General features: G+C 66.7%; 13 protein-coding genes. 5 read left to right on the top strand and 8 right to left on the bottom strand.

Annotated elements, in window-relative coordinates; translation table 11 throughout:
* Nucleotides 1-38: 38 nt before the first annotated feature.
* Nucleotides 39-455, bottom strand: a complete 417-nt coding sequence (locus BLA15945_RS10515) for an SRPBCC family protein (protein ID WP_174992273.1) — start codon at nt 453-455, stop codon at nt 39-41.
* Nucleotides 456-472: 17 nt separating this feature from the next.
* Nucleotides 473-1,492, bottom strand: a complete 1,020-nt coding sequence (locus BLA15945_RS10510) for an aldo/keto reductase (protein ID WP_174992272.1) — start codon at nt 1,490-1,492, stop codon at nt 473-475.
* A gap of 323 nt (nt 1,493-1,815) precedes the next feature.
* Between BLA15945_RS10510 and BLA15945_RS10505 the strand changes: the two genes are divergently transcribed.
* Both BLA15945_RS10505 and BLA15945_RS37625 read left to right on the top strand, forming a co-directional pair.
* On the top strand, nt 1,816-2,157 hold the full coding sequence (locus BLA15945_RS10505) for a DUF4148 domain-containing protein (protein WP_059241256.1): 342 nt from the start codon (nt 1,816-1,818) through the stop codon (nt 2,155-2,157).
* A gap of 370 nt (nt 2,158-2,527) precedes the next feature.
* Entirely contained in the window at nt 2,528-2,788 is a 261-nt protein-coding gene (locus BLA15945_RS37625) for an efflux RND transporter periplasmic adaptor subunit (RefSeq protein ID WP_233464176.1), read from the top strand.
* Between the two features lie 287 nt (nt 2,789-3,075).
* Here the strand turns inward: BLA15945_RS37625 and BLA15945_RS10495 are convergent, their stop codons facing one another.
* The 4 genes from BLA15945_RS10495 to BLA15945_RS10480 all read right to left on the bottom strand — a co-directional run bounded on the left by BLA15945_RS10495 (nt 3,076) and on the right by BLA15945_RS10480 (nt 6,820).
* Entirely contained in the window at nt 3,076-3,978 is a 903-nt protein-coding gene (locus tag BLA15945_RS10495; protein WP_059241255.1) for a LysR substrate-binding domain-containing protein, read from the bottom strand.
* Between the two features lie 186 nt (nt 3,979-4,164).
* Nucleotides 4,165-5,076, bottom strand: a complete 912-nt coding sequence (locus tag BLA15945_RS10490; protein ID WP_174992271.1) for an NAD-dependent epimerase/dehydratase family protein — start codon at nt 5,074-5,076, stop codon at nt 4,165-4,167.
* Nucleotides 5,077-5,296: 220 nt separating this feature from the next.
* Entirely contained in the window at nt 5,297-5,920 is a 624-nt protein-coding gene (locus BLA15945_RS10485) for an ankyrin repeat domain-containing protein (RefSeq protein ID WP_233464174.1), read from the bottom strand.
* Nucleotides 5,921-5,962: 42 nt separating this feature from the next.
* Nucleotides 5,963-6,820: a response regulator transcription factor gene (locus BLA15945_RS10480; RefSeq protein WP_174992270.1), complete on the bottom strand. Its 858-nt coding sequence runs from the start codon at nt 6,818-6,820 to the stop codon at nt 5,963-5,965.
* Between the two features lie 271 nt (nt 6,821-7,091).
* Between BLA15945_RS10480 and BLA15945_RS10475 the strand changes: the two genes are divergently transcribed.
* The 3 genes from BLA15945_RS10475 (at nt 7,092) to BLA15945_RS10465 (ending at nt 9,668) form a co-directional block, all read left to right on the top strand.
* The gene (locus tag BLA15945_RS10475) at nt 7,092-8,210 is read left to right on the top strand and encodes a polyamine ABC transporter substrate-binding protein (RefSeq protein ID WP_174992269.1); all 1,119 of its coding nucleotides are present in this window, start codon (nt 7,092-7,094) and stop codon (nt 8,208-8,210) included.
* A 77-nt stretch (nt 8,211-8,287) separates the two neighbouring features.
* Nucleotides 8,288-8,659, top strand: a complete 372-nt coding sequence (locus BLA15945_RS10470) for a cupin domain-containing protein (RefSeq protein WP_174992268.1) — start codon at nt 8,288-8,290, stop codon at nt 8,657-8,659.
* 121 nt (nt 8,660-8,780) lie between these two features.
* Nucleotides 8,781-9,668: a LysR substrate-binding domain-containing protein gene (locus tag BLA15945_RS10465; RefSeq protein WP_174992267.1), complete on the top strand. Its 888-nt coding sequence runs from the start codon at nt 8,781-8,783 to the stop codon at nt 9,666-9,668.
* 15 nt (nt 9,669-9,683) lie between these two features.
* On the opposite strand, the gene BLA15945_RS10460 is transcribed toward BLA15945_RS10465, so the two are convergent.
* A complete protein-coding gene (locus tag BLA15945_RS10460; protein ID WP_174992266.1) occupies nt 9,684-10,370 on the bottom strand; it encodes a histidinol-phosphatase in 687 nt (228 codons plus the stop codon).
* Nucleotides 10,371-10,510: 140 nt separating this feature from the next.
* Complete coding sequence (locus BLA15945_RS10455; protein ID WP_174992265.1) at nt 10,511-12,649, bottom strand: phosphocholine-specific phospholipase C; 2,139 nt, start codon at nt 12,647-12,649, stop codon at nt 10,511-10,513.
* Nucleotides 12,650-12,795: the final 146 nt, after the last annotated feature.

Here is a 12,795-nt window from a genome sequence, read left to right as displayed (position 1 = left end):
AGGCTCCTGCTCGCACGATGCGATGCGATGCGCTGCCGTCAGGCCACCGCAAACCGCTTCGCCAGTTCCGCGAGGCCGTCTTCGTAGATCCCGCGGAACAGCTTGACGGTATCGTCGTCGGTCGCGCCGTGCGGCGTGAACGTGCCCGACCACTCGACGGCCGACGCGTTCGGGCCGTTCTCGCGCACGCGCAGCGTGGAGCGATAGTTCACGACCGGGAACGGCGCTTCGAGGATCGCGTACGTGTAGCTGTGCGCCGCTTCGTCGAACGCGACCAGCCGCTCGACGATCGCCTCGCCGGCCGGGTTCGCGAGACGCCGCACGCGCCCGCCTTCGCTCAGCTCGCTGGCCGGAATGTACGACAGCCAGTCGGGCAGCGACCCGAAGCCGCCAATCAGTTGCCAGACGGTCTCGGCCGAAGCCGGGAGTTCGATGCTTGCATTTGCCTGTGCCATGCCATCACCTTTCAGGATTAACGATCGGTCGGCAGCGGCGCATTGGCCGCAATCAGACCTTGTTCACGCATGTCGCGCCAGAAGTCGGCCGGAATCACCACGTTCAGCGCAGCCTGGTCTTCCGCGATCCGCTCCGGACGGCTCGCGCCCGGGATCACGGCGACGGTGGCCGGATGCGACATCGAGAACTGCAGCGCGGCGGCCTTGATCGGCACGTTGTAGCGCGTGGCGATCGCCTTGATCCGCTCGACCTTCGCGAGGATTTCCGGCGAAGCCTTCTGGTATTCGAAGTGCGACCCGCCTGCGAGCACGCCCGAGCTGTACGGGCCGCCGACGACGATGCCGACGTTCTGCGCGGCAGCCGCCGGCATCACGCGTTGCAGCGCGCGCTCGTGATCGAGCAGCGTGTAGCGGCCGGCCAGCAGCATGCCGTCCGGTTGCGGTTCGGCAAGGTCGAGCACCAGTTCGACCGGTTCGACGCGGTTCACGCCGAGGCCCCATGCCTTGATCACGCCTTCTTCGCGCAGCTTGCTCAGCACGCGGAATGCGCCCTTGCGCGCCACTTCGAATTGCGCGAGCCATTCGTCGCCGTAGAAGTCCTGCGCGATGTCGTGCACCCAGACGATGTCGAGGCGGTCGGTGCGCAGCCGCTTCAGGCTGTCCTCGATCGAACGCAGCGTCGCGTCGGCCGTGTAGTCGTTGACGATGCGGTTCGGCCGGCCGTGTTCGAACAGGCCGCCCTTTTCACCGAGATCGCGCGCCGACACGTCTTCGACTTCGTCGAGGATCACGCGGCCGACCTTCGTGCTCAGTACGTATTCGTCACGCGAATGGTTCGCCAGCGCGTCGCCGAGGCGGATTTCCGCGAGGCCGGCGCCATAGAACGGGGCCGAATCGAAATAACGGATGCCGTGTTGCCATGCCGCTTCGACGGTGGCCGCGGCTTCCGCGTCAGGGATGTTGCGGAACATGTTGCCGAGCGGGGCAGTACCGAAACCAAGGATCTTGTTACCGGGCAGCTTGTCTTTGAGACTCATGATTTTCTCCAGCGAGTGAGGGAAAGCGAGTTCAGTCTAGGGAGATGGGTTAAGTCTGTCCAAGACGGAATTCGACACACTTGAGTCCCAATAGGTCTAATCGGCCGGTTCGATGCCTGTTTCGATGACCGGCGCCGGCCCGCTCTTACGGCAGGACGCCCGCCCGGCAAGGTGCCGACCGAATCGACACCCGATTCGTGATTCCAGATCAAAAATCATTTGGGCCGGCGACCGTATTTCCCCGGTCCCGCGATGCCTATATTGGCTGCACTCGCAACGACATCAGCGTGGTTGCGGTTCACTCAACCTGATAGGCACCCCTGATGAAAACGCTGATTTCTTCCACGCTCGCCGCACTGATCCTTTCCGCACCGGCGCTGTCGTTCGCGCAACCGGCCGACCATCCACTGACCCGCGCCGAAGTGAAGGCCGAAATGGCCCGCCTCGCGGCCGTCGGCTACACCCCGGCGATGGATCACAACCAGTATCCGGTTGCGATCCTCGCCGCCGAAAAGCGCGTGCGTGACAATGCCGTCGCGCAGGCAGCACCGAACGCCGCGCCGGCCGCCGACAAAACCGGCTTCGGCAGCGAAGCCCGCACCACCAGCGAATCCGGCCGCGCGACGATGACCAACGGCCGCGACTCGATCTATCGCGGTCATTGATTCGCGTCGACGCGCAAGAGAGCACGCCTCTCGACACGCGCGATCGCTCGTCCCGCCGCTCCGCATTGCCGGCCCGGATCGCCTGAACAGGCATTCGGGCCGCGCGTCGCCGCTGCATTTCTCCCCTCGACCTGCCCTGCGAAACCAGCTCGCGCGCCGTCGCTGCACACGGCGATTCGTGACTGCGCAGTACAAGTTCTTAGGCCGCTTCGTCCGTTTATCCGCCGCGCGCCGCGCACGATACTGCGTACCATCCGGCGCCAGGCGCCTCACTCGACATTTCGCACGCGCATGAACCGATATCCAGGATCGAAGCGCATCGCGCGACCGGCCATGCTGGGCACCGTTCCGCTCGCCGCGCTGCTCGGCATTGTCCGGCTGCCAGTCGGACGACAAGGCGCCGGTCGCGACGCCGAGCGTGATCGTCAGCAATGTCGACGACATCGACGTCTACACGGGCCGCTTCGAAGCCGTCGACACGGTCGACATGCGCCCGCGCGTGAGCGGCTATCTCGACAAGGTCGCGTTCCATGACGGCGCGACCGTCCGCAAGGGCGACCTGCTGTTCGTCATCGACCCGCGCCCGTACCGGGCGCGCAAGGCGCGCTCGAACGCGCGCAGTCGCAACTGAAACGGAGCCGGCAGGACTTCGAGCGCGCGTGCCTCCCGATCAAGACCGACACGATCGCGCAGAGCCTCCACGACCAGCGCAGGCAAGCCGTGCAAAGCGCGCAGGCCGAGGACTCGCTCGCGCAGGCGCGCACCGGGGAAATGCTGAGTCAGGTCAGGCTGATGAGTGCGCCGGGGCAGCAAACGCGCGGTTCAGGGTCGACCGATACGCAAAGGGCGACGGGTGCGATGTCATTCGAACCCGCCGCCCTTTTTTGTGTTGCGCGATCCGGCGCGTGCGGCGTTGACTCAATCGATGTCGCCGCCCTCCTTCAACTGCGCGCTCACATAGTCGAGAAAGCTGACGATGCGCGACGACAACGTTGCATTGCGATAGAACACCGCGTGAATCGGCTGGCGGAATTCGGTGGTGTCGTCGACGAGCAGTTCGACGAGGCTGCCGTCGCGGCGATGCGTGCCCGTCATGTAGTCGGCGAGACACACGATGCCGGCGCCATTGAGCGCGAGCGTCAGCAGCGTCTCGCCGCTCGATGCCTGCAGCGCCGGATGAATGCGGTACACGCTGCCGTCTGCGGTGCGCAGCGGCCAGTGGTTCAGCGTCTCCGGCTGCACGAAGCCGAGCAGCGAATGGTTCGCGAGGTCGGCGACGCTCGTCGGCACGCCGGCTTTCTCCAGGTAAGCGGGGCTCGCGAGGATGCGCAGCCGGCTGCTGCCGAGCCGGCGCGCATGCAGCGTCGAATCGCGCAGCTCGCCGATCCGGATCGCCACGTCGGTGCGCTGTTCGAGCAGGTCGATGATCTCGTCGCTCGTGTGGAGCTCGGCCGCGATCGCCGGATACGCTTCGCGGAAGCCGGGCATCATCGGTGCGATCACGTGCTGCATGAACGGCATCGCGGCGTTGATCCGCAGGCGCCCGGCCGGCGTCTCTCGCTGGCTGACGATCTGCTCCTCGGCAAATTCGACCGACGCGATGATGTCGCGCGCATATTCGAGGAAGAGCTTGCCCTCCTCGGTCACTTCGAGACGGCGGGTCGTGCGTCGGATCAGCGTCGTGTCGAGCTTTTCCTCGAGGCGTCGCAGGATCCGGCTCATCACCGAGGTCGGCTGGTGCAGTTTGTCCGCCGCACCCGTCAACGAACCGGCGTCGGCGATGGTCACGAACGCGAGCATCTCGTCGAGGGTCGTCTTCATGGTCGGCAGTATCGGCAGTTTCAGGAACCGTCACGATAGTGCCGCCGCGCCGGTTTGATAAGCGGGCGCGGGCGCGAATCACAGTTGATTTCGATTCAATAATGCGCGGCGAATATTGTCCGAACAATCCGGAATGAAGCCGGAGGGCGAACGCGTGTTTTCATCAGACCAGGCGAGGCGGCGGCGTCAGGCCGCGACGGGCATCTCGTCGCGGATCCAGTCGAGCATCGCGCCGTGCTGCGGTGCCCACCCGAGTTCCTGCCGCGCACGCAGCGCCTTCACGCGGCTGTTCGATGCGAGCGAGAAATGCGCACGCGAATGACCGAGCACCTGCGCTGCATCGGCCACATCCCATTCGACGACGGACGGCAAGCCGAGCCGCTCGGCCAGCGCATGGCCGATTTCCGCGAACGATGCTTCGCCGTTTTCCGCGAAGTAGAACGCACCGGGCGATGCAGCATGGATCGCGCGCAGATACAGGTCGGCGACATCGTCGACGTGCACGTTCGACCAGCGGTTCAACCCCTTGCCGATCACGCGCACCGCGCCGGCATCGCGCGCGACGGCCGCGAGCAGCGGCAGCTGCGCGCTGTCGCGGCGGATGCCGAGGCCGTCGCCGTAGATCATGCTGTTGCAGATTACCGCCGAGCGGATGCCCAGGCTCGCGGCCGACATCACGAGCCGGTCGATCGCGTGGCGTTCGGCCTTCGCCGGGGTGACGATCGGCGTCGTTTCGTCGAACACGGCGGCATTGGCATGCGCGCCCCGCGCATCGTCCGCAATCACGCTGGTGCCGCTCGTATGCAGGAACGTCTTGCCCGAGCCGCTCAGCGCCGCGACGATCGCCTCGACGGCCTCGCGGTGATCGCTGCTCGCCGCGTTGACGACGCAATCCGCGTCGCGCGCGAACGCATGCAGCAGCGCCGTGTCGTCGAGCGTGCCGACGACCGGCATGATGCCGGCCGCCGCGAGTTTCGCGGCGTTGTCGCCGTCGCGCGTCAAGCCGGTGACGACGTGTCCGGCCGAGACGAGCCGCGCGGCCACCGAACCGCCGATATAGCCGCTTGCGCCCGTCACGAATATTTTCATGCCTTTCATCCACTGCTCCGAAGGCGAGACGGTCAATGCGGGACAGGTCTCGCGAAATGTCTTGCGTCGCAGTATCGGCGGCCGGTGTCGCCCGTGGAAGGCGCGAATCGCCAAAACAGTTTTGAGCGCAACGGGATGATCGGCGGCATCGGACGAACCCCGCGCCGACCCGCGCGCAGCCGTTCGCGGCGATCTCGTGCCGCTGGCCCGAGCCACCGACCACGCGGCCTCAGCGCTCCGACACGAGCACGGACGCCTCGCCGTCCGTGCGCAGCGCATAGCCGAAGCCGCCGTACATGCCGGGCACCGCGAATCCTGTTTGTCCGGCCTGCGCATCGAGTTCGGGCAGACGCAGTGCATCGATATACCGGCGCGAAATGCGGCCGACGATCGTGTCGTGGAAATGGCGCTGGGTGGCGCGCAGCGTATCGCCGGGCATGAAGCGTCGCGGCTGCGGCGTCAGCAACCCGGCCAGATGCCGATGCCCGCGCTGCGCCGCGATATCGACCGCGCGCTCGCGTCGTGCGTCGCGCAGCACGCGCCACGCGCCGAGCCGCAGCAGTTCGGTGACGCCCCCTTCCGGCGCCCCGCCGCAAGCAGCCCGATGCAATGGCGCATCAAGCGACGTCCCGCCCGGCCGTGTCGTGTCGTGTCGTGTCGTGTCGTGTCGTGTCGCGTCGTGTCGCGTCGCGTCGCGTCGCGTCGCGTTGATGAGGCCAGGCTGTTGCGTCACGCGGTCGAGCATCGTCGACCAGTCGCCGTCGCGTGCCGCGTCGGCCAACGCGTGCCGGCTCGCGACCTGCGCGCCGCCGAGCACGCCGGCGCCCGTGATGCCGTCCCATGCGACGCTCAAGCGGCTCTCCCGCCGATTGCGTGGCGTGTGCGCACATGGCGATCACGCATCGCCTCTCCGTGCCGATGACGCGTCGAGCGCGTCATGATCGACGAGCAGATTCAGCAGCTGTCGGCGCGACTCGATACCGAGCTTCGCGAACGCACGCCGCGCGTAGGTATCGATCGACGACGGCCGGATGCCGAGTTCGTGCGCGATATCCTGCGTTTTCCGGCCGCGAATGAGCCGTGCGCACACCTCCGATTCGCGGGACGTCAGCTTTTCGAACACGTCGTTCAATCGCTGCGCGGTCCCGCTTCCCGGTGGGCGCGGCGCGTGCACATCCGCACCGGCCGGACGGTCGCCGGCAATGCGCCGATGCGCGACCGCGAGCGGCAACACGATCAGCGCGACGTGCCGGACGACACTCAGCTCCTTCAGCGAAAACGGCGGCAGCCGGCGCGCGCGGCACACCGACAACGCATAGGTCAGCTCGTCCACGCGATACGTGACCACGCATTCGTCGTGAATGTCCTCGGTGTCGTAAAACGCGCACCGGATCTCGGGGTTCAACCGCAGCGTCGACAACTGCAGCAACTGCGTATCGCGTTCGCCGCGGATGCAGTCGAACGTCGTGTCGACCTGTGCGAAATCGCGGTAATAGCGCGTCATCGTGCGCTCGATCTGGTCGGGATAGGTGCCGTAGCTGCCGATCCAGCCGACCCGGCGGTCGAGCAGCGACTCGTCTTCGTAATCCAGATGAATGGAATCGCAATCGACGATGCGCGTCAGGTTCTCGAACACGACCGCGACGAAATCCGGCGATCCGATCGCGCCGGCCACGGCCGAGAGCGCGTCGGACATGAACACGAGCTGGCCCAGCTGGATATCGATCGTCGCGGCGGCGTCATGGTCGGTCATACGATGCACGGGGGATTGGGACGCCTACCGTTACCACGCCAAAAGTACGTTGCCAATTCCCTCGCGCCGCGTTCCGGTGCGTCACGCGGCCTCGCTGTACGGATTTCATGGACAGACATCCCGATGGCCGCCGAATAGAGTCATTCCCGATATCCGGCGAGGCCCGTCGGCGCGTCCGCAGGTCGAAGCGCGCCGCCGCGCGCCTCGTCGACCGACCCGCGGCGCGCCTGCGCCACGCAGTGCGCCGCCTTCGTTCCGAAAGGGAGTGACCATGATCGTCCGCGTATTTCGTCTCGCCTTCCCCGTTGCCATCGCGACCGTTGCGGCCTTCGCGCCGCTGTCGGTGTCGCCGGCCCGCGCGGCTGACGCCGAACTGAACGTCTACAACTGGTCCGAGTACATTGCGAAAACGACGATTCCGGACTTCCAGAAGCAAACCGGCGTGCACGTACGCTACGACGTCTACGACAGCGACGACACGCTGCAGTCCAAACTGCTGGCCGGCAGTTCCGGCTACGACATCGTCGTGCCGACGTCGAACTACATGGCCAGGCAGATCCAGGCCGGCGTGTACCAGAAGCTCGACAAGACGAAGCTGCCGAATCTCGCGAACCTCGATCCCGCGTTGATGAAGAAGATCGCCGAATCGGATCCGGGCAACCAGTACGGCGTGCCGTGGGCCTACGGCACGGACGGTGTCGGCTACAACGTGCAGGCGGTCAAGAAAGCACTCGGCGACGGCGCTCCGCTCGACAGTTGGGCGCTGGTGTTCGATCCGGCCAACGTGTCGAAGCTGAAAAGCTGCGGCGTATCGTTTCTCGATGCGCCGGACGACGTGTTTGCAGCCGCGCTCCAGTACATCGGCAAGGACCCGAACAGCAAGAACCCGGCCGACTATCACGCGGCATTCGACATGCTGAAGAAGGTGCGCCCGTACATTACGCAGTTCAACTCGTCGGGCTACAACAACGATCTCGCGAACAACGACGTGTGTGTCGTGCTCGGCTGGTCGGGCGACGTCAGCGTCGCGCGACGCGAAGCGGTGGCAGCGAAGCGCGGCTACGAGATCCGCTACGCGAACCCGAAGGAAGGCGGCATCCTGTGGTTCGACGTGATGGCGATTCCGAAGGATGCGCCGCATCCGGAAGCCGCGCTGCAGTGGATCAACTACATCCAGGATCCGAAGGTCAACGCGGACATCACCAACGAGATCTACTATCCGAGCGCCAACAAGGCGGCCCATCAGTACGTGACGCCGGCCATCGCGCATGATCCGAACGTGTATCTGACCGCCGACGTGCTCGACCGGATGACGCTGTCGAAGCCGCGCTCGGCGGACATCGCGCGACTCGAGAACCGCCTGTGGCAGCAACTGAAAACCGGCAACTGACCACGCCGCCCTCAACCATGCAATCATGCGAACGCGCCGTCGGCGCGTTCATTTCAATTCGACGCAACCTGACCATCATGATCGACGTTTCATTGATTACCGATGCGCTCCGCCCGAGCGGCGCGCCGACGCAGTACCGCGTGTCGCCCGACAAGCTGATCTCGGGAGATCCGCTTCAGACGCTCACCCCGGGTTTCGCGAGTCCGTGCGGGCGTTTCTCGACCGGCATCTGGGAAAGCACGCCCGGATGCTGGCGTGTCGCCTATACGGAAGCGGAGTACTGCGAGATCCTGGAAGGCACCTCCGTGATCACCGACGCCGAGGGCAACCGGAAGACCGTTCGCACCGGCCACCGCTTCGTGATTCCGCCAGGCTTTCGCGGCACATGGGAAGTGGTCGAACGCACGCGCAAGATCTTCGTCGCGTACGACGAGCAGCCGGCGGAATAAGCAGCGGCAGCGCCCGGCACACGCAACATTGCACCCCAATTTGCCACGCACCTGCACGGCAATGACACGGAATTGACACGCGCGGCCGGTAAGTTCCGGTCGTCCCGTCCCGTGTGCCGCCATGCTTGCCCTGCTTCTCGCCGCCTTCTACGAAACCGCCCGCCAGGGAAGCGTGACCGCGGCCGCGAAGCGCCTCGACGTAAGCCAGCCGACGATCACGTCGCGGATCCAGCAGCTCGAACGCCACTACGGAGTCGAGCTGTTCCATCGCCGCGGCAACCGCCTCGATCTCAGCGATGCCGGTGCGTCGCTGATGCCGATGATCGGCCAGATGCTGCAGATGGAGAACGACATCGATTTCGCGCTGCGCAACGAGCGCGAACTGCACACGGGCAACCTGCGCGTCGGCACGACCGGCCCGTTCTACATCCTGCCCGCGATCGCCGCGTTCCGCCGCCAGTATCCGGCCGTGAAGATCAGCATCGAGATCGGCAACTCGCAGCAGGTGCTCGATGCGCTCGTCGATTTTCGTGTCGACGTCGCGGTGTCGTCGCAGCGCGACGACGATCCGCGCTTCGTGCGGCACACGATCGCGAACGATCCGCTCGTGCTGGTCGTGCACCGTTCGCATTCGCTCGCCGTGCGCGAGTCGGTCGCGCTCGCGGCGCTGGCCGGGCAGACGTTGCTGCTGCGCGAGGCGGGCTCGCGCACGCGTGCGCTGATGGAGCACGTGCTGAAGCACGCGGGCATCGGCGTGCCCGCGAACGCGATCGAACTCGGCAGCCGGGAAGCAATCCGCGAAGCCGTGCGGCACGACATGGGCTGCACGCTGATGCCGCGCGGCGAGGTCGGCGCGCATCCGGAGCTGCGCGCGATCGCGATCGCCGACGACTTGCCGCCGATGCACGAGTATCTGTACTACCTCGGCGCGCGCGCCGATACGCGGCTGATCACCGCGTTCATGGCGAACGTCGAACGCCGCGACGAACGTCCGCTCGCACGCGCATAGCGACGTGGCGCACGCTCACACGGTTTCGAACAGCTCGACGATCCGCCAGCCGCGCGCCGTCGCGAGCGCACGCAGCCGTTCGTCCGGATTGGTGGCAACCGCGTCGGTGACTTTCTCGAGCAGCGGCACGTCGTTGTGCGAATCGCTGTAGAACCAGCTGCGTTCGAAATCCGGCCACGCGAGGCCAAGAGACGCGAGCCACGCATCGGTGCGCACGATCTTCCCTTCCCGATAGCTCGGCACGCCGGCCGGCCGCCCCGTATAGCGCGAACCGGGCTGCCCGTCGACGGTCTCCAGCTCGCACGCGATCAGCGCGTCGATGCCGAACGCCTGCGCGATCGGCCGCGTGATGAACGCGTTCGTCGCGGTGACGACGCAGCACAGGTCCCCGCGCGCGCGATGATGGCGTACGAGATCGAGCGCCGCCGGCGAGATCGCCGGCCGCACGACGTCGGCCATGAAGCACGCGTGCCAGTGCGCGAGCCGTTCGCGCGAATAGCGGGCGAGCGGCGCGAGCATGTTGCACAGGTGCGCGTGGATGTCGAGCGTGCCGGCCGCATAGCCGGCCGCGAATGCAGCGTCGATGCGGTCGAATTCGGCCGCGTCGACGAGGCCGTGCTCGACCATGAAACGGCCCCAGGCCTGGTCGCTGTCGAACGGAATGAGGGTAAGGTCGAGATCGAAAAGCGCGAGTTGCGTCATCGAATGAAGCGTCGTGTGAGCAGGGAGGAATGAAAAACGCGCGGCCTCGCCAACGCGGGGCCGCGCACAAAAGCCGCCGGCGCGGGTCGGCGCGCCGGCGGCACCCGGTGATGCGGCACCGGCCGTGCGGCCGGCGCCCGTCAGCTGGACACGCCCATCGCCGGATCGCTGATGCTGTCCCGGCCGGTCTCGACGCGGCCCGCGAAGCGGCGCACGAGGCCGTTCTCGGCCGCCAGCGTGAAGTCGTACCAGCCGCTCGACGCGGCGAGCGTCCAGTACGGCTCGACCTGCATCCCGGCCGGCACTGCATAGCGCCACGGGCCGTCGGTGCGGTATGCGTTCGACGTGACCGTGACCTGGCTCGCCGCGTTGCCGACGTTCATGATCGTCAGGTACACCGCGTCGTTCGCCGGGTCGTAGCACACGCGGATCTCCGGCACGGGCCCGCTCGCGGCCTTCGCGACGTTGCCCTGGAATTCGCGCAGGAAGCCGTTCGGCCCGAGCACCCACAGGTCGTAGCTGCCCGCGTCGTCGGCCACGACGCGCCACGCATCCGACAACTGCTTGCCCGCTTCGACCGTAAAGCGGCGCGGCGCACGATCGAGATGCAGCTTGTCGTACACATGGAACACCGCGCCGACCGCGCCCGTGTTGCTGAACGTGAGCCACAGCAGGCCGCCCGACACGTCGGCGCTCGCGCTCGTATGCAGCTCGTACGGCAACGCACGCGACGGCCGCGTGCCCTGCGGCTGCACCGGCATCTGCTGCAACGCGACCGACGGCACGGGCACCGCGCCCATCAGCGCCTGCTGCACGTGCTGCGCGTCGGCCGCGGCCTTGGTCGGCGCCGGCAGCGACGTCGTCGGGTTGCCGTTGGGATTCTTGAAGTTGAACGCCGACGTCATGTCGCCGCACACCGCGCGGCGCCACGGGCTGATGTTCGGTTCCTGCACGCCGAAGCGCTGCTCGAGAAAGCGCAATACCGACGTATGGTCGAACACTTCCGAGTTGACCCAGCCGCCCGTGCTCCACGGCGACACGACGAACATCGGCACGCGCGGGCCGGGCCCGTACGGACGGCCGTCCGGCGCGAGCGGCGACGAATCGCCGGGCGGGTTCGGCAACGTGAAGTACTCGTACTGCGTGGTCACGGTCGACTTGCCCGCATACGTGCCGTCCGGGTTGCGCGACGGCGGATTCGGCGGCGGCATGTGATCGAAGAAGCCGTCGTTCTCGTCGTAGTTCACGAACAGCACGGTCTTGCTCCACACATCCGGATTCGCGGTCAGCGTGTCGAGCAGGCGCTGCAGGTAGTACGCGCCCTGCCCCGGCGTCGAGGCGCCCGGGTGCTCGCAGTACGCGGTCGGCGACACGATCCAGCTCACCTGAGGCATCCGGTTCGCCGCGATGTCGTCGGCGAGCGACTGCAGGAAACCGCCGTCGGGCATCGTGTTGCCGATTCCCTTGTACAGCGGCGACAGCGCCTCCATCGCAGGCGTGTACGGCGCGTTCGGCGAACCGGGCACGGTCTCGTTGACCTTGCGGAACGTCGCGAAGCCCGCGAGCGGGTTGTCGGTGTAGTTGTCCGGCATGTTCTGGTAGACCTTCCAGCTCACGCCCGACGCCTGCAGGCGCTCCGGGTAGGTCGTCCACGTGAGGCCGGTCTTCGACGAACCGAGGCCGTCCCATCCGTCATTGTTCACGACGGCCGTGTTCGAGCCCGTCGGGCCGTTGGTGCCGGTCCACAGGAAGATCCGGTTCGAGTTCGTGCCGCCGTGCAGCGAGCAGTGGTACGCGTCGCACACGGTGAACGCATTGGCGAGAGCAAAGTGGAACGGCAAGTCGGACTGGCGCAGGTAGCCCATCGACGCATCGCCCTTCGACGCGGGCCATGCGGTCATCCGGCCGTTGTCCCACGCCGAATGCGAATCGGTCCACGAGTGCGCGCCGCCGACGAGCAGCGCATTGCCCTTCGTGCTGTCGAGATAGAACGGCAGCACCGGGCGCTTGCCGTCGTTCTGCTGCCAGACCGAGGCGGCGCCCGGTTGCGGGATCGTCAGGCGGTCGCCGAAGCCGCGCACGCCGGGCATCGTGCCGAAATAATGATCGAACGAGCGGTTTTCCTGCATGAAGATCACGACGTGCTGGACGTCGTTGATCGTCCCCGTCTGGTTGTTGGCGGGAATCGCGAGCGCGCGCCGGATCGCCGGCGGGAACATCGAGAAGGCCGTGCCGGCAGCAGCGGCACGGAGAAACGAACGGCGGTCGATGGAGGTCATGATCGAGAAGGAATGTCGTCCCGGAAAGGCGCGCGCGTCACGGCGCGCAGCGCAGCTGCGAGTTCAGCAACGGCGACGGCAGCGCGGCCGTGCCCGACGCCGCGCACGGGCCGGCGCCCGGCAGCGCGACGATCGGCACCGGCGCG

This window comes from Burkholderia arboris, assembly GCF_902499125.1.
Classification (GTDB): Bacteria; Pseudomonadota; Gammaproteobacteria; order Burkholderiales; family Burkholderiaceae; genus Burkholderia; species Burkholderia arboris.
The sequence above is the reverse complement of the archived record's forward strand: the minus strand, read 5'-3'. Positions and strand labels throughout refer to the sequence as shown.